The following is a 17,310-nucleotide window of genomic DNA, read 5'->3' as shown; positions in this document are numbered from 1 at the left end:
AAAGCTGCGCGCCGGGTGCCGCGCGGTGGAGGGGATCGCGCGGTGTCCCGCCTGCGGCGTCAAGCGCGCGACATGCCCGGTTAGCCCGTCGGGATGATGTGCTCCAGGACGGTGGAGGGCGGTGGATCCGGCGCGATCCGGCCAGGAACCGCCTGTGAACCGGGGGTTCCGCCCTCATCGTGGCGTCGCCGGGTGAACTCGGAGAGTAATTGTGGGGCGCTGATGCGCGCAGCATCACTTACGAAGGGTTATGGTGGAAACCCCCCCTCGGGCCGGTCCGTCTCCCCCCCCACGGACCGGCCCGTTTTTTCTGCCCCCGGAACCCCGGGCTCCCGTCCCCACCCCACGGCGGTACGCTTCGCCCGCGGGGACCGCCACCGTACGGAGGGGCTGACGATCACGTGAACCTGCGCGACAAGCTGCGTGGCCTGCTGGTCAGGCTGTACGCACGCCGGGTGGAAGGCCACCTGGACCACGCTCAGGTGCCCAAGCACATCGGCGTCATCATGGACGGCAACCGCCGCTGGGCGAGGGCGGCGGGCTCCTCCACCATGCACGGTCACCGGGCCGGCGCCGACAAGATCGGCGAGTTCCTCGGCTGGTGCTCCGAGACGGACGTCGAGGTCGTCACCCTCTGGCTGCTGTCCACCGACAACTTCGAGCGGCCCGCGGACGAACTCGTCCCCCTGCTCGGCATCATCGAGGACGTCGTCCGCTCCCTCGCCGCCGACGGCCGCTGGCGCGTCCACCACGTCGGCAACCTGGACCTGCTCCCCGGCGACATGCAGCGCACCCTCAAGGGCGCCCAGGAGGACACCGCGCACGTCGACGGGATAACGGTCAACGTCGCCATCGGCTACGGCGGCCGTCAGGAGATCGCCGACGCCGTGCGCTCCATGCTCCTCGACGCCCACGACAGCGGTGTCCCGATGACCAAGCTCGCCGAGGCCGTCGACATCGACATGATCGGACGTCACCTCTACACCGGCGCCCAGCCCGACCCGGACCTGGTGATCAGGACCAGCGGCGAGCAGCGGCTGTCCGGATTCATGCTCTGGCAGACGGCGCACTCGGAGTACTACTTCTGCGACGTCTTCTGGCCCGCCTTCCGTAAGGTCGACTTCCTGCGCGCCCTGCGCGACTACGCGGCCCGCCACCGCCGCTACGGCGGCTGACCCACCGGCCGTAGACCCCAGCGGGCGGCGCTTCACCCGGAGTTCACGGGCGTGCCGTCATATGCCCTGGCATGGCGGCGGGTGTTCGAGGGCATAGACCCAACAGGTCGACTCCCGAACCACGGGTGTCGGATCTCAGCGGACGGCACGGGGCCGTCCGCCCGGGAGGCCCTTTGCACCAGCCCGATCGTGCGTTCACCGCACGGACGCAGCAGCGGAGGGCCGGTTCCCGGCCCGCGGTGCACCGCGGCCGACAACCGGCCCAGCTCGTCTCCGTCGCTCCCCGACCTCATCCGAGGGGGTACGTCCTTCCGTGGTGACCAGCACAAAGCGCCACAAGCCCGACCGGCGCACCTATGTTCTCGACACCAGCGTCCTGCTGGCCGACCCGAACGCCATGAGCCGCTTCGAGGAGCACGAGGTCGTGCTGCCCGTCGTCGTGGTCACGGAGCTGGAGGCCAAACGGCACCATCCCGAACTCGGCTACTTCGCCCGGCAGGCCCTGCGCCTGCTCGACGACTACCGCGTCCGGTACGGCCGACTCGACGCCCCCATCCCGATCGGGGAACTCGGCGGATCGCTGCGGGTGGAACTGAACCACTCGGACCCCAGCGTGCTGCCGAGCGGCTACCGGCTGGGGGACAACGACTCCCGCATCCTCGCGGTCGCCCGCAACCTCCAGGCCGAGGGGTTCGACGTCACCGTCGTGTCGAAGGACCTGCCCCTGAGGATCAAGGCGTCCTCGGTGGGCCTCCTCGCCGAGGAGTACCGCGCCGAACTCGCCATCACGGACTCCTCCGGCTGGACCGGGATGTCCGAACTGACGCTGCCCGGCGAACAGGTGGACATCCTCTTCGAGGAAGGGCACCTGTACGTCCCCGAGGCCGCCGACCTGCCCGTGCACACGGGGCTGACCATCCAGTCGGAGCGCGGCAAGGCGCTCGGCCGGATCACGCCCGAGGGCAACGTCCGGCTGGTGCGCGGCGACCGGGAGGCGTTCGGGATCAAGGGGCGCAGCGCCGAGCAGCGGATCGCGCTCGACCTGCTGCTCGACCCGGACGTGGGCATCGTGTCGATGGGCGGGCGGGCCGGTACCGGCAAGTCCGCGCTGGCGCTGTGCGCCGGCCTTGAGGCGGTCCTGGAGCGGCGGCAGCACCAGAAGGTGATGGTCTTCCGGCCGCTGTACGCCGTGGGCGGGCAGGAGCTGGGCTATCTGCCCGGCACCGAGGCCGAGAAGATGAGCCCCTGGGCGCAGGCGGTCTTCGACACCCTGTCGGCGGTGACGAGCCGTGAGGTCATCGAGGAGGTCACCGCGCGGGGCATGTTGGAGGTCCTGCCGCTCACCCACATCCGGGGGCGCTCGCTGCACGACGCCTTCGTGATCGTGGACGAGGCGCAGTCCCTGGAACGGAACGTCCTGCTGACCGTGCTCTCCCGGATCGGCGCCAATTCACGGGTCGTTCTCACCCATGACGTGGCACAGCGGGACAATCTGCGCGTCGGACGGTACGACGGCGTGGTGGCCGTCGTCGAGAAACTGAAGGGGCATCCCCTCTTCGCCCATGTGACGCTCAACCGGTCCGAGAGGTCCCAGATCGCCGCCCTTGTGACCGAAATGCTGGAGGATGGGCAGATCTGACCGTCCCGCCCCAGCTCGGGGCGGTTACGCGGCAGTTGGCGCCGCCCGGTGAAGGCCGAGAGCCTAGCCGGGCGGCGCCGCCGTGTGGGGTGGAAAGTCGAAATCCCCGGGGGCAAACCGCATGTGAGCTTTCACACGCAACTCGGAATTGCTTTGCCCCGTCGGGTTACGGCAGAGTCTCCATCCTGTCAGGCCCCGCATACGACACTCCTGTGCCTCCAGCGCAACGGCACACCAAAGGCCACAACTCCATAGCAACCGTCGTATGCCGCCCGAGCACCACGCGGCACTCCCGAGCCGGGAGTCGCCCATCGGGTCCGCGCCTCCCGTGACCCCGCAGTTGGGGAGGCCAGTGTCAGGGGCACGATTGCGTCCGCCAGGGTCACCGAAGCGGGCGATGCTGGAAGGAAACCGTGTGAGCCGGATCTCGGTCCGGGGATTCGCAGTGGCCTCGGCCACCGCGGTCACCGCAGTCGGAAGCGTCGTCGGCGTTGCCTCGGGCAGCACCGCCCAGGACAACGACGCCGAGGCGGCGGCAACCGACCTGACGCTCCTCGCGGACATACCCGCGGGCCAGCAGGCCCAGGTGCAGACCGCCTCCCTGACGCAGCAGGCCGACGTCCAGGCCATCGCGGCGGACGCGAGCGCCAAGAAGCAGGCGGAGGAAGCGGCCCGCAAGGCCGCCGCCCAGACGGCCATCGAGAAGAAGGAAGCCGCCGAGAAGGCCGCCCAGGAGGCCAAGGAGCGTGAAGAGGCCGAGGAACTGGCCAGCCGCTCCGCCACCCGGGACGCCTCCAGCTTCGCGGTCCAGAGTTCCTACTCGATCGCCGAGATCCAGTCGATGGCACGCTCGATGGTCCCGGCCGACCAGTGGACGTGCTTCAGCAACATCGTGGACCACGAGTCCAGCTGGAACTACCGGGCGGTCAACCCCTCCTCGGGTGCCTACGGCCTCTTCCAGGCGCTGCCCGGGTCGAAGATGTCGTCGGTCGGCGCCGACTGGCAGACCAACCCGGCCACCCAGATCAAGTGGGGCCTGAACTACATGAACGACCGCTACGGCAGCCCCTGTGGCGCCTGGGGCTTCTGGCAGGCCAACAACTGGTACTGAGCCGCAGCCCGGTTCGTCTCAACCCCGCGCAGCCCTTCCCCGTCCTAGGGGAGGGGCTTTCGCGCTGTCACGGGCCCGCGCCCCGTCCGGGACGGGGCCCTGTACGGTCGGATCCGACGACTCCGGGGGGAGTGGTGGGGAAGAGCGGGGGAAGAGGACGGATCATGTCGCGAGTGCCAGGGTGGGTCGGTCGGCTCGGGGCCGGGCTGACCGCCATGAGTGAGCGGTGGAGCGAACGCCGGGCCGAGGCGGAGCGGGAGCGGGCCGAGGAACGGTCGGAGCCGCCCGTCCCCGCCCCGGTGCCGCCCCCGCCGGACCACCCCCCGCTGGTCCAGACCCGCCCCGACCCGGCGCAGGCCGTGCCGTGGGGCGTGCGGGTGGCCGCCGAGGCGGGCTGGCGGCTGCTGGTGCTCGCCGGGACGGTGTGGGTGCTGATGCGGATCATCAGCGCCGTACAGCTGGTGGTGCTGGCGTTCGTGGCCTCGCTGCTGATCACCGCGCTGCTCCAGCCGACGGTGGCGCGGCTGCGGCGGTACGGGGTGCCGCGCGGGCCCGCGACCGCGCTCACCGCGGTGCTCGGGTTCGTGGTGATGGGGCTGATCGGGTGGTTCGTGACCTGGCAGGTCATGGAGAACATCGACAACCTCTCCGACCAGGTCCAGGACGGCATCGACGAGTTGCGGCGCTGGCTGCTGGACAGTCCGTTCCACGTCACGGACAAGCAGATCAACGAGATCGCCGAGAGCCTCCGGGACGCGGTCGGGGCGAACAGCGACGAGATCACGTCGGCGGGCATCGAAGGTGTCACGGTGGTCGTCGAGACCCTGACGGGCATTCTGCTGGCCGTCTTCTCCACGCTGTTCCTGCTCTACGACGGCAGGCGCATCTGGGAGTGGTCGCTGAAGCTGGTGCCCGCGGCGGCCCGGCCGGGCGTCGCCGGGGCGGGCCCGCGGGCCTGGCGGACGCTGACCGCGTATGTGCGGGGCACGGTGGTCGTGGCGCTGATCGACGCCATCTTCATCGGGCTCGGGATCTACTTCCTGGACGTCCCGATGGCCGTGCCGCTGGCCGTCTTCATCTTCCTGTTCGCCTTCATCCCGCTGGTCGGCGCGGTGGTGTCCGGGGCGCTCGCGGTGGTCGTCGCGCTGGTCACGCAGGGCGTGTTCACCGCCGTGATGACGCTGGCCGTGGTCCTCGCCGTGCAGCAGATCGAGGGGCACATCCTCCAGCCGTTCATCCTCGGCCGCGCGGTGCGGGTGCACCCGCTCGCCGTGGTGCTGTCGGTGACGGCGGGCGGCATGATCGCCGGGATCGGCGGCGCGGTGGTCGCGGTGCCGCTGGTGGCGGTCACCAACACGGTCGTCGGCTATCTGCGCGGCTACGCGGAGCAGACGGCGCGGGCCCGGCTGGCGGCGGAGGCGTCCGGCCCCCCACCGCCGGTCGAGGCCGCGCCGCCCCCCGACGGGGACAGCGCGCCGTAGCTCACTCCGTCCGCAGGCCCTCCGGCCGCATCAGCCGCCACAGCGGCGGCAGGCTCAGCAGGGTCACGGCCAGGACGACGCCCGCGCCGATGCCGGTCATCGTCAGCACACTCACCCAGTCCACCGTGACCGGGGTCGCCGACATCCGCAGCAGTACGGCGCCCAGGGTCAGGCCCACCCCGGCGGCCAGGAGCAGGCCGAGGGCGATCGGGATCGCCGTCTGCCACAGCACCGACAGGCTGAGCGTGCGCCGCCGGGTGCCGAAGGCGACCAGTGCCGACAGCAGCTTGCGGCGTTCCCGCAACTGCTCCAGCTGGGAGACGAGCAGGCTCGCGCCGATCAGCGTGAGGACACAGGCGGCGCCGACGAACAGGCCGGTGCGCAGGGAGTCGTAGCGGTCGGAGCGGTCCGTGGCGGACCACGTCATCGGGTACGCCAGCGGGTCGACGGCCGCGGCCGCGTTGCGCACCCGCTCGGCGGCGTCCGGCACCGAGAAGTCGACCGCCAGGTACACCTGCCCGGTCAGCGCCCGCGCCCCGCCCTCGGGCAGGGCGCCGGGGGTGAGGAGGAAGCCGCCGCGTTCGGTGCCCGTCATGTCGGTACGGGTCTTCGCCTCCCGCAGGCCCTTCGGGAGGGTCCAGGGAACCTCGTGGCCGGGCTGGACGTCGTCGTAGGACGGGTCGAGGTAGAGCGTGCGGCCCGGCTTCGCCAGCAGCGGTGTCTCCGTGTCGTACTCGGCCCCCGCCACCGCGAACGCGTCGCCGTCCCGGCAGGACGGCAGTACCGCCACCTCGCGCAGGGCCGCGCAGTCGGCGACGGTCACCTGGGTGGTGTGCTCCGGGTCCCGGCGCCGGTCGCCCAGGCCGCCCTCGGAGTAGGCGGCGACCTTCCGCACGCCCGGCGTCCGCCGGAACCGCTCGGCGGCCGTCGGCACGGCCACGTCGCTGGTCAGGCGCACGCTCATCTGCGCACGGGTGAGGTCGACGCTGGTCGGCTCGGTGTAGTCGCCCTCGACGCCCGCGAACAGCATCTGGAGGGCGATCGCACCGGCCACCGCGACGGCGATGCCGTTGACCGTGCGGGCCGCCGTACCGCTGCTCAACTGAAGCCTGCGCACCGCGAGTTGCCAGGAGACCGCGCCCGCGCCGAGCCGGGCGACGAACCGCTCGACGATCCACGGCAGCAGCGCGGTCACGCCGACCAGCAGCAGCACGACACCGCCGACGACGAGGTACTCGTTGAAGTCGCCGTGGTCGCGGCCCTGGCCCGTCATCGGGTACAGGGCGGCGAGTCCGGCCAGCGGCAGCAGCAGCCGCCACCACAGCCGTCGCCGCGCGGGCCTCGCCGTACGGACGACGCCGAGCGGCTCGATCACCACACCGCGCAGCGCGAGCAGCGTGACCAGGACGGCGGCCAGCGGCACCGCCACCGCGACCAGCGCGGCCAGCGCGGGCGACGGGTTGAGGTAGCCGGGGAAGACGCTGATCCCGAACGCCTCCAGGGAGCCCGCCAGTTCCCGGCCGAGCAGGAAGAAGACCACCCCGAAGACCAGCCCGAGCGCCGACCCGGCGAGCGCCTCGCCCGCGGCGACCCGGCGGGTCATCCGGCTGTCGGAGCCGACCAGCCGCAGCGCGGCCAGCCGCCGGTCGCGCCGCTCCCCGCCGAACCGCACCGCCGCGGCGATGAACACGCCGACCGGCGTCAGCAGCACCGCGAAGAGCACCACGATGAGCAGGATCAGCACCGGGTCCCACGGCTCGGACGGCTGCTGTTCGCCGCCGCCGAAGTGGTTGATCCGGGTGACGTAGGAGGTGTCGATGTGCTCGGCGAGGCCCTGGCCGTCGCGGTAGAAGGCGAGTTCGGCGGGGCCGACCAGGCCCTCGTCGCCGATGGTGCCGGTGATCCGGTCGGGCAGCCGCTCCCGCAGCAGGGCGCCCTCGTCCGACTCCAGCAGGCGCTTCAGCGCCGGGGAGACGGCCATCTCGCCGGGCGCCGGGAACCGGTCCAGGCCCGGCGGCAGCGGCGCCCGCGCGCCCTCCGCCTCCAGCTCCCGGCCCCTGATCTCGTGGTCGTGGTAGGAGGTGTCGACGTCGGCGACGACCAGCGAGCGGTCCGACTCCTGTGGGACGGCGGGGCTGTAGGTGATGTCGGTGCGCGCTTCCGCCCGCTCGTGCCGGGCGTCCAGCGCGCTGGGGATCGCGGTGGTGAGCAGCAGCAGCGCCACCCCGAGGCCGACGCCGACGCCGGTGAGGACGGCCCGCGCCCAGCCGCCGCGCCCGGTGAACGCGAAGGACGCGCCCATGCCGAGGTCGCGGCTCCACTGGCGGACGGCCCTCATACGGCGCGCTCCATGTCCCGGGACCTGCCGTCGCGGACGACGATCTCGCGGTCGGAGTAGGCGGCGACCCGGGCCTCGTGGGTGACGAGGACGACGGCGGCGTTGGTGGAGCGGGCCGCGTCGGTGAGCAGCTCCATCACGCGTTCGCCGTTGAGGGAGTCGAGCGCGCCGGTCGGCTCGTCGGCGAAGAGCACGCGCGGGTCGGTGACCAGGGCGCGGGCCACCGCGACCCGCTGGCCCTGCCCGCCGGAGACCTCGCTGGGCCGCTTCCGGCGCAGGTCGTCGACCTCCAGGCGCTCCATCCAGGTGAGCGCGGCGCGCTCGGCCTCCTTGCGGGGGCGGCCGTTGAGGCGCAGCGGCAGCGCCACGTTCTCCACGCAGGTCAGCTCCGGCACCAGCTGCCCGAACTGGAAGACGAACCCGAACTCCGAGCGACGCAGGGCGCTGCGCCGGGCGTCGCTCATGGTGGCCATCTCCTGGCCGTCGTAGCGGATGGAGCCGGAGTCGGGGGTGACGATCCCGGCGAGGCAGTGCAGCAGGGTCGACTTGCCGGAGCCCGAGGGGCCCATCACGGCGACGACCTCGCCGGGGTGGATAGAGAAGTCGGCGCCGTCCAGGGCGGTGGTGGGGCCGTAGGCCTTGCGCAGCTGGTCGGCGGTGAGCAGGGAACCGGGCGGTGGGGTCACTTGGCCTTCACCGCCTCGGCGAGCTTGTCGAGCCGGGCGGCCGTCAGTTCCAGCCAGCGCAGGTCGGCCTCCAGGTGGAACAGGGCGTGGTCGCAGATCAGCTGGTCGGCGAGGTCGCCCCGGCGCTTGCGGTCGGTGAGGATCCGCATCAGCCGCAGGTGCTCGGAGCGCTGGCCGTCGAGGACGTCGGCGGCGTCGCGCCGGGTGAGCAGGGCGAGGACGACCTTGGTGTAGAGGGTCGACTGGAGGTACGGCTCCGGCTTCTCGGGGGTGGCGAGCCAGTGCTCGACGTCGGTGACGCCGGCGTCGGTGATGGCGTACCGCTTGCGCTCCGGACCGCCGCCGGGCTCGATGCCGTCGACTTCGACGAGGCCGTTCTTCAGCAGCCGGGACATCGTGGAGTAGACCTGGCCGTAGTGCAGGGGCCGGTCCTGACCGAACTTCTCGTCGAACGCCCGCTTCAGGTCGTAGCCGTGGCGCGGGCCGGACTCCAGGAGTCCGAGGAGGGTGTGACCGATGGACATGGCGAACACTGTACACAGGGCGTATACACGGCATGTATACGCCCTGTGTGCAGTGCTCGGCAGCGGGTGCGGCCCCGCAGGTCAGGGCCGATTGTCACAGGTGTGCTACTGGCCCTGGGGATGGTGGTGCTCGGGGCCCTCCGGGCTGCGTGGCGGCCGTCCCCGGCGGGGGAGCGGGCCCGCCTCGCCGGGCAGCCGTCCGGCCTCCGCGAGCGCCCGCCGCAGCAGGAACTCGATCTGCGCGTTGGCCGACCGCAGCTCGTCCGAGGCCCAGCGCGCCAACGCCTCGTACACCAGCGGGTCCAGCCGCAGCAGCACCTGCTTGCGCTGCTGCGGCTGCCTGCGCCGGGGGCGCCCCGGCTCCTCCTCGGGTGCCGTCACTGGTAGAGCGTCCCGGTGTTCAGCACGGGCTGGGCCGAGCGGTCCCCGCAGAGCACCACCATCAGGTTGGACACCATCGCCGCCTTCCGCTCCGAGTCCAGCTCCACGATGTCCTGCTCGGTGATCCGGGCCAGCGCCGCCTCGACCATCCCCACCGCGCCGTCCACGATCTGCCGCCGCGCGGCCACCACCGCGCCCGCCTGCTGCCGCTGGAGCATCGCCGAGGCGATCTCGGGGGCGTAGGCGAGGTGCGTGAACCGGGACTCGATGATCTTCACCCCGGCCGCCTCCACGCGCGCGTGCAGCTCGATGGCGAGCTTCTCGGTGATCTCCTCGGCGTTGCCGCGCAGCGAGAGGCCGTCCTCGTCGTGGGCGTCGTAGGGGTACTCGATGGCGATGTGCCGGACGGCCGCCTCGGTCTGCGTCGACACGAACTCGATGTAGTCGTCCACCTCGAAGGTCGCCTGCGCGGTGTCCTCCACCCGCCACACCACGACCGCGGCCAGCTCGATCGGGTTGCCGTAGGCGTCGTTGACCTTCAGTACGGCGGTCTCGTGGTTGCGGACCCTGGTGGAGATCCTGGTGCGGCTGGTGAACGGGTTCACCCAGCGCAGGCCGTCCTGGCGGATCGTGCCCCGGTAGCGGCCGAAGAGCTGGACGACCCGGGCCTCACCGGGCGCCACCATGTTCAGCCCGCACATGGCGAGGAAGGCGGCGAGCGCGACGAGGATGCCGGGGATGATCAGCGCGGCCTTCCCGGCGGGCGAGTCGACCGCCACCGCGGCGACCGCCATGCCCACCCCGCCGAGCAGCCCCACCAGACCCAGCAGCAGGGCGAGCCCGCCGCCGATGCTGTGCGCCTGGAACTCCCGCACGCGCGGCGCGGGCATCTCGGGGACGTCGGCGATGGGTGCGGTGTCGTGTACGGACATGGGTTCCCCCTGTTTCTGTGCTTACTAAGTGATATCACTTTACCTCCTCCTGGCAACCCTCACCGCCTCCCGGCCGTCGGATTCATTGAGGTGGGTGCTGATTGTCACGTCCGGAAAGGGTCGGATCGGACGGACTTCGTCATATATACCGGTGTTAGCTTGCAAGGCTGGGACAGCCTTCTGGGGCGGACGAGAACGAAGCGGAGCGACGGGACTCATGGGACGAGCCGAAGAGAGGCGAGCGCGGCAGCGCCGCGGCCGCCGTGCGGCCGGTCCGAGCGGCATACGCCGCCTGTTCACCTGGAAGAAGATCCTCGGTACGTTCCTCGGCCTGTGCCTGCTCGGCATCGGCGGCTTCATCGTGCTGTACCTGATGATCGACGTGCCCCAGGGCAACGCCCTCGCGCAGGAGCAGAGCAACGTCTACAAGTACGCCGACGGCTCCACCCTCGCCCGCACCGGCGAGGTCAACCGCGAGGTCGTCGACCTCGCCCAGGTGCCCAAGGACGTGCAGCGCACCTTCGTCGCCGCCGAGAACAAGTCCTTCTACAGCGACTCCGGCGTCGACCTGAAGGGCACCGCGCGCGGCGTCCTCAACACCCTGTCCGGCAAGGGCAGGCAGGGCGGCTCGACGATCACCCAGCAGTACGTCAAGAACTACTACCTCACCCAGGAACAGACGGTCACCCGCAAGCTCAAGGAGCTGGTGATCTCCCTGAAGGTGGACCGCCAGATGTCCAAGGACGACATCCTCGCGGGCTACATCAACACCAGCTACTACGGCCGCGGCACCTACGGGATCCAGGCCGCCGCGCAGGCGTACTACCGCGTCGACGCCGACGACCTCACCGTCGAGCAGGGCGCCTACCTCGCCGCGCTGCTCCAGGCGCCCAGCCAGTACGACTGGTCGTCCGCCTCCGACACCGGCCGGACGCTGGTCAAGCAGCGCTGGAACTACGTCCTGGACAACATGGTCGAGGAGGGCTGGCTCGACGCCGCCGACCGCGCGGACGCCGAGTTCCCGGTGCCGAAGGACCCCGCGGGCGCGCCCGGCATGGAGGGCCAGACCGGCTACCTGGTCGAGGCGGCCAACGCGGAACTCGCCCGGCAACTCGTCGCGCAGGGCGCCGCCGCCGACACCGAGGAGGCGCTGGCGCGCATCGACCGGGGCGGCTGGACGATCACCGTCAACATCGACAAGAAGAAGCAGACCCAGCTCGTCAAGGCGGTCAAGCAGCAGCTCACCAGCAAGCTCGACCCCAAGGAGCGCGACGTCGACGCGGACGTCCAGGCCGGTGCCGTCTCCGTCGACCCGAAGACCGGCAAGGTGGTGGCGATGTACGGCGGCGTGGACTACCTCAAGCACTTCCGCAACAACGCCACCCGCCTCGACTACCAGGCCGCCTCCACCTTCAAGCCGGTGATCTTCGCCGCCGCCCTGGAGGACGGCGCCGAGACCCAGGACGGCGACCCGATCGCCGCCGACACCGTCTACGACGGCGACAGCGAGCGCCCCGCCGTGGACAACGGCAGGCAGGTCGGCTTCGCGCCCCCGAACGAGGACGACGTCAGTTACGGCGACGTCACCGTGCAGACCGCGATGAACAAGTCCGTCAACTCCGTCTTCGCGCAGATGGGCATCGACGTCGGCATGGAGCGGGTGATGGAGGTCGCCGGGGAACTCGGCATGAGCGACGACCTGAAGGCGTTCCCGGCCCAGACCCTCGGCTCCATGGGCGCGAGCCCGCTCCAGATGGCGGGGGTGTACGCCACCTTCGACCACCACGGCAGGAAGGTCACCCCGGCGCTCGTGGGCGCCGCCGAGCACAAGGACCTCACCCTCGACCTGCCGGACCCGGTCGGCGACCAGGTCATCAGCCGGGAGGCCGCCGACACCGTCACCTCCGTGCTGACCGGCGTGGTCGACGACGGCACCGCCCGGGTCTCGGTGCGCGACAACCCGGAGCGCGGCGGGCAGCAGGTCGCGGGCAAGACCGGTACGTCGGACGAGAACAAGTCGGCCTGGTTCACCGGCTACACGCCCGACCTGGTGACGTCGGTCGGCCTGTTCGGCGAGAACCACGAGCCCCCGCACAACCAGGTCCCGATGTACGAGGCGGGCGGCGAGCCGCGCGTCAACGGTGGTGGCTTCCCGGCGCTGATCTGGGCGCAGTACACCTTCGGCGCGATGGGCGGCGTCACCGAGTTCGACCTGGAGACCGACCAGGGCGCCGCGGTCGAGCCCGACGAGGAGCCGACCAGCGAGGCGCCCCCGTCGGAGTCGCCCAGCGAGGAGCCGACCAGCGAGGCGCCCACCACGTCGGCACCCCCGACGCGCGAGGCGCCGACGACGCAGGACCCGACGACGGAGCCGCCCGTGTCGGACGAGCCGACGACGCAGGACCCCACGTCCGAGCCGCCGCCCACCGAGACCAGCGACATCCCACTCCCGGACAACCCGGCCGCGCCCGGCGACGGGAACGACACGCAGTAGCCGCGGGGTAGGTGGCGGTCCGGGCCCGGTCAGGTGCCGTTCAGCTCGAACCACACCACCTTGCCGGTGCTCAGCCGGGTCGCTCCCCAGCGCCGGGCCATCCGGTTCACCAGGTAGAGCCCGCGTCCGCCCTCGTCGGTGGCGCGGGCCTGCCGCAGCCGGGGCAGCTGGGGCACGTCGTCGCCGACCTCGCAGCGCAGCACGTCGGTGCGGAGCAGCCGCAGCGTGATCGGCCGGGAGGCGTACCGCACGGCGTTGGTGACGACCTCGCTGACCAGCAGCTCGACCGAGTCCGACAGCTCCTCCAGACCCCAGCGGGCCAGCGCGCGCCGGGCCAGGCGGCGGGCCTTGCCGGGCGCCATCTCCTCCGGGTCGAGGTACCAGTACGCCACGTCGCTGGGCGAGATGCCGTCGAAGCGGGCGGCGAGCAGGGCGATGTCGTCGTCCCGGTCGCCGGGGCCGAGCATGTCGAGGACCTCGTCGCAGAGGGCCTCCAGCGGCGGCGGGTGGTCGGGTCCGGTGAGCTGCGCGGTCGCGGCGAGCTTCTCCCGGAGCTGTTCTATGCCGGTCCACACGTCCCGCAGCCGGGACTCCACCAGGCCGTCGGTGTAGAGCAGCAGGGTGCCGCCCGCGGGCGCGTCCAGTTCCACGGCCTCGAAGTCGACGCCGCCGACGCCGATCGGGGCGCCCGCGGGCACCCGCAGCACCTCGGCCCTGCCGCCCAGGTGCAGCAGCACGGGCGGCGGGTGTCCGGCGTTGGCGACGGTGATGCGGTGGCTTACCGGGTCGTAGACGGCGTACAGACAGGTCGCCATCCGGTCGGTGCCCAGGCGCTGGGCCTGCTCGTCGAGGTGGTGCAGGACCTCCTGCGGCGGCAGGTCGAGACCGGCCAGGGTCTGCGCGGTGGTGCGCAGCTGGCCCATGATCGCCGCCGAGGTCATGGAGTGGCCCATGACGTCGCCGACGACGAGGGCGACCCGGCTGCCGGGCAGCGGGATGGCGTCGTACCAGTCGCCGCCGACCCGGGCGGTCTCGGCGGCCGGGAGGTAGCGGGAGGCGAGGCGTACGCCGGTGGGCTGCGGCAGGGTCTCCGGCAGCATGGTGCGCTGGAGCTCGTCCGCGATGTACGCCTCCCGCCCGTACAGCACCGCCTTGTCGATGCCGAGGGCGCTGTGCGTGGCGAGCTGGGCGGCCACCAGCAGGTCGTCGGCCTCGAAGGCGGGACGTTCCGGGCGGCGCAGGAAGACCGCCGCGCCGATCACCCGGCGTCGGCCGCGCAGCGGCGCGAGGATCGCCCGCTGTCCGGCCGGGACGATCACGTCGGAGTCGCCGCCGAGGAGTTCCGGCAGCGCGGCACGGGCGGCGGGCGCGTCGGCGAACACCGGGCGCACCCCGCGCAGCACCTCCGCGAGCGCGCCACCGGGACGCACCTCGCACAGCTCCGCCGTCAGCTCGGCCAGCCCCGGGGGCTCCGTCTCCGGCGGCGGCGCGGACAGGAAACCGCTCTCGGTGTCCCGCTCCTCCGGGATCCGGTCGGTGCGGCGCAGCCGCAGCACCATCGGGCCGGTGGGCCGCTCGTCGCCGACCGGCAGCGGGTCGCGCAGATAGACCAGGATCGCGTCGGAGAAGGTCGGCACGGTCGCCCGGCACAGCCCCATCACGATCTCTTCGAGGTCGATGCCGCGGGCGATACGCCGGGTGGCGGCGCCCACGAACCGCAGCCGGTCCCCGTCCCGCCGCATCGGCGTGGGACGCCCCGGCGTCAGCGCGCCCTGCCCGGTGCGCCGCTCCTGGCCGGCGGGGCCGACGGCACCGCCGGCGCCTACGGCGGCACGGTCCTGGCCGGGCGCGGGCTGGGCCGGGATGTGCTCCGCCGTCGCGGGGCGCGGCCGGTGGGTGCCGGAGTCGGCGGCGGGCGGCTGGGCGTGCTCGGGCCCGCTGGACGCGGCGGTGGCGGGTAAATCCGTACTTCGGGCCGCTGCCGGGGTGTGCACCATCGCCCCGCTGGGGATCGCGGGGTCGGCGCCCGGCTGGGCGCGTTCGAAGGAGATCGGCTGCTCCGTCACGCGTGTAGAGTCCATCCGTCCGGGGTCGTGCGCACCGTGCGCCGCACGCGCAGTTCGTCCCGCAGGAGTTCCGATACCCGGAATGGGTGTCCCAGGAACGGATTTCCCACGTGGTCAGAGGCTGTTGCTGTGTCACCGGCGGACCTGCGGCCCGCGCGGGTGTTGCCGTCGTACCCCTCGCTCACGTCCTGCCCGCCCCTCGGTGACAACTGGTCAGACCCGGCGCGTACCCCCGGAGTTGCTGTGACGCGCCCTTGCGGAGGACGATCCTACGTTTGTTGCCCGGGGGCACAACAAGGGTCTCATGAGGACACACGCGCGGGCGTACGATCCCAGTCCTCCGGCAGGTGCGGAACCGTCCAGGCGGGATCGGGGCGCCAGTTCTCCCAGCCGTCCGAGAACGGCGGCCCCCAGTCGCGGATCACGTCCACCGCGGCCCGCCCCGCCGCCCGCACCCGTTCGGCGCGCGCCGGGTCCATCAGGCCGTCCCGCTGGGCCTGCGCGAACTCGTCCTCGTCGCGCCAGTGCCAACTGCCGTCCGGGTGCACGGAGATGTCGAGGAAGTGGTCCTCGGAGTCCACCCCGTCGTCCCACCGGGTCAGCGGCTCCTCCAGGTTCACGTACCAGTTCTTGAACCGCCACCCCGGCTCCCAGAACAGCCACACCGACCACGGCTCACCGGGCCGCGCCAGCTTCAGCACCCCGGTACCGAACCAGCGGTCGCGCGTCACCGTCCGGGGCCTGGTGTACCGGGTGCCGAGCGGCTCCTGGTGCACCGGGGTGCCGTCGGCGAGCACGGGCCGGACGCACTCGGTGCCGGGTGCCATCCAGGCGGCGAGCAGTTCGGGGCCGTCGTGGACGACGGTGACGGGGCGCGCGATGTGGACGCGGTCTCCCGCGTTCTCGCGGTACCGCCACAGGATGCGCGTCCCCGGGGCCCAGTACGCCGCCGCGGGTCTCGTGTCTCCACCGTCTGCCATGAACGGATTTTAGGTGTCACCGGCACAGTCCGCTGCGGCGCGTGTCACGGTCGCGTCATCCGCAGCACGTCGAGCGCCTCGTCCAGTTGCTCGACGGTGAGGTCCCCGCGCTCGACGTACCCGCCCTCCAGCACGACCTGACGGATGGTCTTCCGCTCCGCCAGCGACGTCTTGGCGACCTTGGCGGCCTCCTCGTACCCGATGTACTTGTTCAGCGGGGTGACGACGGACGGCGACGACTCGGCGTACTCCCGGGCCCGCTCCCGGTGGGCGACGATCCCGTCCACGGTCCGCTCGGCGAGCAGCCGCGACACGTTGGCGAGCAACCGCACGGACTCCAGCACGTTCTTCGCGATGACGGGGAGCATGACGTTCAGCTCGAAGTTGCCGGAGGCGCCCGCGGTGGCCACGGTGGCGTCGTTGCCGACGACCTGGGCGGCGACCATCAGCACGGCCTCGGGGATGACGGGGTTGACCTTGCCGGGCATGATCGACGACCCCGGCTGGAGGTCGGGCAGCGAGATCTCCGCGAGCCCGGTGCGAGGCCCGGAGGACATCCACCGCAAGTCGTTGGCGATCTTCGTCAGCCCCACCGCGATGGTCCGCAACTGCCCGCTGACCTCGACGATCCCGTCCCGCGCGCCCTGCGCCTCGAAGTGGTCCCGCGCCTCGGTCAGCGGCAGCCCGGTGGTGCGGGCCACCTCCTCGATGACGGCGGCGGAGAACCCCGGCGGGGTGTTGATACCGGTCCCCACGGCGGTCCCGCCGAGCGGCAGTTCGGCCAGCCGCGGCAACGAGGCTTCCAACCGCTCGACGCCGTACCGCACCTGGGCGGCGTACCCGCCGAACTCCTGGCCCAGGGTGACGGGCGTGGCGTCCATGAGATGGGTCCGCCCCGACTTCACGACGTCGGCGAACTCCTCGGCCTTGCGGGAGAGCGAGTCCGCGAGCTGGCCGAGTGCCGGGACGAGGTCCCTCGTCACCGCGGCGGTGGCGGCGATGTGGATGGACGACGGGAAGACGTCGTTGGACGACTGCGAGGCGTTGACGTGGTCGTTGGGGTGGACGGGCCGCCCCAGCCGCTCGGTCGCGAGGGTGGCGATGACCTCGTTGGCGTTCATGTTGGACGAGGTCCCGGACCCGGTCTGGAACACGTCGACGGGGAAGTGCGCGTCCCACTTCCCCTCCGCGACCTCCCGGGCCGCGTCCTGGATCGCCGCGGCGACCTCCTCGTCCAGCACGCCGAGCCGCGCGTTCACCTTCGCTGCGGCGCCCTTGATCCGCGCGAGCGCCTCGATGTGTGCGCGCTCGATGCGCTGTCCGGAGACGGGGAAGTTCTCGACGGCCCGCTGCGTCTGGGCACGCCACTTGGCGTCGGCGGGGACGCGGACTTCGCCCATGGAGTCGTGTTCGATCCGGTATTCGCTCATACCCCGTACAGCGAACGGGGCGGCGGGGATGTTCCGACGACTGGGCCACACGGGGTGCGAGTGCCGTGCACAC

Annotated in this window: 13 protein-coding genes; 5 read left to right on the top strand and 8 right to left on the bottom strand. The window is 71.9% G+C overall.

The features are described 5' to 3' along the window. The first annotated feature begins 401 nt into the window (after positions 1 to 401). The 4 genes from ABZ659_RS13490 (at position 402) to ABZ659_RS13475 (ending at position 5,406) form a co-directional block, all read left to right on the top strand. Complete coding sequence (locus ABZ659_RS13490) at positions 402 to 1,175, top strand: isoprenyl transferase (RefSeq protein WP_360217756.1); 774 nt, start codon at positions 402 to 404, stop codon at positions 1,173 to 1,175. 313 nt (positions 1,176 to 1,488) lie between these two features. Continuing rightward, a complete protein-coding gene (locus ABZ659_RS13485) occupies positions 1,489 to 2,814 on the top strand; it encodes a PhoH family protein (protein WP_360217754.1) in 1,326 nt (441 codons plus the stop codon). A 397-nt stretch (positions 2,815 to 3,211) separates the two neighbouring features. Continuing rightward, complete coding sequence (locus tag ABZ659_RS13480; protein ID WP_360217751.1) at positions 3,212 to 3,925, top strand: transglycosylase SLT domain-containing protein; 714 nt, start codon at positions 3,212 to 3,214, stop codon at positions 3,923 to 3,925. Between the two features lie 164 nt (positions 3,926 to 4,089). Next, complete coding sequence (locus ABZ659_RS13475) at positions 4,090 to 5,406, top strand: AI-2E family transporter (protein WP_360217748.1); 1,317 nt, start codon at positions 4,090 to 4,092, stop codon at positions 5,404 to 5,406. Between the two features lies 1 nt (position 5,407). Here the strand turns inward: ABZ659_RS13475 and ABZ659_RS13470 are convergent, their stop codons facing one another. From ABZ659_RS13470 to ABZ659_RS13450, 5 genes are all read right to left on the bottom strand, one after another. Then, positions 5,408 to 7,744: an FtsX-like permease family protein gene (locus tag ABZ659_RS13470; protein ID WP_360217745.1), complete on the bottom strand. Its 2,337-nt coding sequence runs from the start codon at positions 7,742 to 7,744 to the stop codon at positions 5,408 to 5,410. After that, entirely contained in the window at positions 7,741 to 8,430 is a 690-nt protein-coding gene (locus ABZ659_RS13465; protein WP_360217742.1) for an ABC transporter ATP-binding protein, read from the bottom strand. The genes ABZ659_RS13470 and ABZ659_RS13465 overlap by 4 nt, the downstream gene beginning before the upstream one ends. Then, entirely contained in the window at positions 8,427 to 8,954 is a 528-nt protein-coding gene (locus ABZ659_RS13460; protein WP_360217739.1) for a PadR family transcriptional regulator, read from the bottom strand. The genes ABZ659_RS13465 and ABZ659_RS13460 overlap by 4 nt, the downstream gene beginning before the upstream one ends. Positions 8,955 to 9,059: 105 nt before the next feature. Continuing rightward, a complete protein-coding gene (locus ABZ659_RS13455; protein ID WP_360217736.1) occupies positions 9,060 to 9,335 on the bottom strand; it encodes a hypothetical protein in 276 nt (91 codons plus the stop codon). Beyond that, a complete protein-coding gene (locus ABZ659_RS13450; protein ID WP_360217733.1) occupies positions 9,332 to 10,267 on the bottom strand; it encodes an SPFH domain-containing protein in 936 nt (311 codons plus the stop codon). Before ABZ659_RS13450 ends, ABZ659_RS13455 begins: the two co-directional genes overlap by 4 nt. 217 nt (positions 10,268 to 10,484) lie before the next feature. On the opposite strand from ABZ659_RS13450, the gene ABZ659_RS13445 reads away from it, so the two are divergent. Then, the gene (locus ABZ659_RS13445; protein ID WP_360217730.1) at positions 10,485 to 12,761 is read left to right on the top strand and encodes a transglycosylase domain-containing protein; all 2,277 of its coding nucleotides are present in this window, start codon (positions 10,485 to 10,487) and stop codon (positions 12,759 to 12,761) included. A 29-nt stretch (positions 12,762 to 12,790) separates the two neighbouring features. Here the strand turns inward: ABZ659_RS13445 and ABZ659_RS13440 are convergent, their stop codons facing one another. From ABZ659_RS13440 to ABZ659_RS13430, 3 genes are all read right to left on the bottom strand, one after another. After that, positions 12,791 to 14,842 carry an ATP-binding SpoIIE family protein phosphatase gene (locus ABZ659_RS13440; protein WP_360217727.1) on the bottom strand — a complete coding sequence of 684 codons (2,052 nt, stop codon included), beginning with the start codon at positions 14,840 to 14,842 and terminating at the stop codon, positions 12,791 to 12,793. A gap of 287 nt (positions 14,843 to 15,129) precedes the next feature. Further along, positions 15,130 to 15,807 (bottom strand): DUF402 domain-containing protein, encoded by a 678-nt coding sequence (locus ABZ659_RS13435; RefSeq protein WP_360217724.1) that lies wholly within the window; start codon positions 15,805 to 15,807, stop codon positions 15,130 to 15,132. A gap of 44 nt (positions 15,808 to 15,851) precedes the next feature. Continuing rightward, positions 15,852 to 17,237, bottom strand: coding sequence for a class II fumarate hydratase (locus ABZ659_RS13430; RefSeq protein ID WP_360217721.1), 1,386 nt, complete (start codon positions 17,235 to 17,237; stop codon positions 15,852 to 15,854). Positions 17,238 to 17,310 lie beyond the last annotated feature (73 nt).

The organism is Streptomyces sp. NPDC006997 (genome assembly GCF_040635175.1).
Taxonomy (GTDB): Bacteria; Actinomycetota; Actinomycetes; order Streptomycetales; family Streptomycetaceae; genus Streptomyces.
Note: the sequence above shows the minus strand (reverse complement) of the source record. Positions and strands in the feature narration are given on the sequence as shown.

Excerpts from the sequence above, each read along its gene's own strand:
- ABZ659_RS13435 (WP_360217724.1), bottom strand. The coding sequence starts at position 15,807 with ATGGCAGACGGTGGAGACACGAGACCCGCGGCGGCGTACTGGGCCCCG.
- ABZ659_RS13460 (WP_360217739.1), bottom strand. The coding sequence starts at position 8,954 with ATGTCCATCGGTCACACCCTCCTCGGACTCCTGGAGTCCGGCCCGCGC.
- ABZ659_RS13470 (WP_360217745.1), bottom strand. The coding sequence starts at position 7,744 with ATGAGGGCCGTCCGCCAGTGGAGCCGCGACCTCGGCATGGGCGCGTCC.
- ABZ659_RS13445 (WP_360217730.1), top strand. The coding sequence starts at position 10,485 with ATGGGACGAGCCGAAGAGAGGCGAGCGCGGCAGCGCCGCGGCCGCCGT.
- ABZ659_RS13475 (WP_360217748.1), top strand. The coding sequence starts at position 4,090 with ATGTCGCGAGTGCCAGGGTGGGTCGGTCGGCTCGGGGCCGGGCTGACC.
- ABZ659_RS13440 (WP_360217727.1), bottom strand. The coding sequence starts at position 14,842 with ATGGACTCTACACGCGTGACGGAGCAGCCGATCTCCTTCGAACGCGCC.
- ABZ659_RS13450 (WP_360217733.1), bottom strand. The coding sequence starts at position 10,267 with ATGTCCGTACACGACACCGCACCCATCGCCGACGTCCCCGAGATGCCC.
- ABZ659_RS13480 (WP_360217751.1), top strand. The coding sequence starts at position 3,212 with ATGCTGGAAGGAAACCGTGTGAGCCGGATCTCGGTCCGGGGATTCGCA.
- ABZ659_RS13430 (WP_360217721.1), bottom strand. The coding sequence starts at position 17,237 with ATGAGCGAATACCGGATCGAACACGACTCCATGGGCGAAGTCCGCGTC.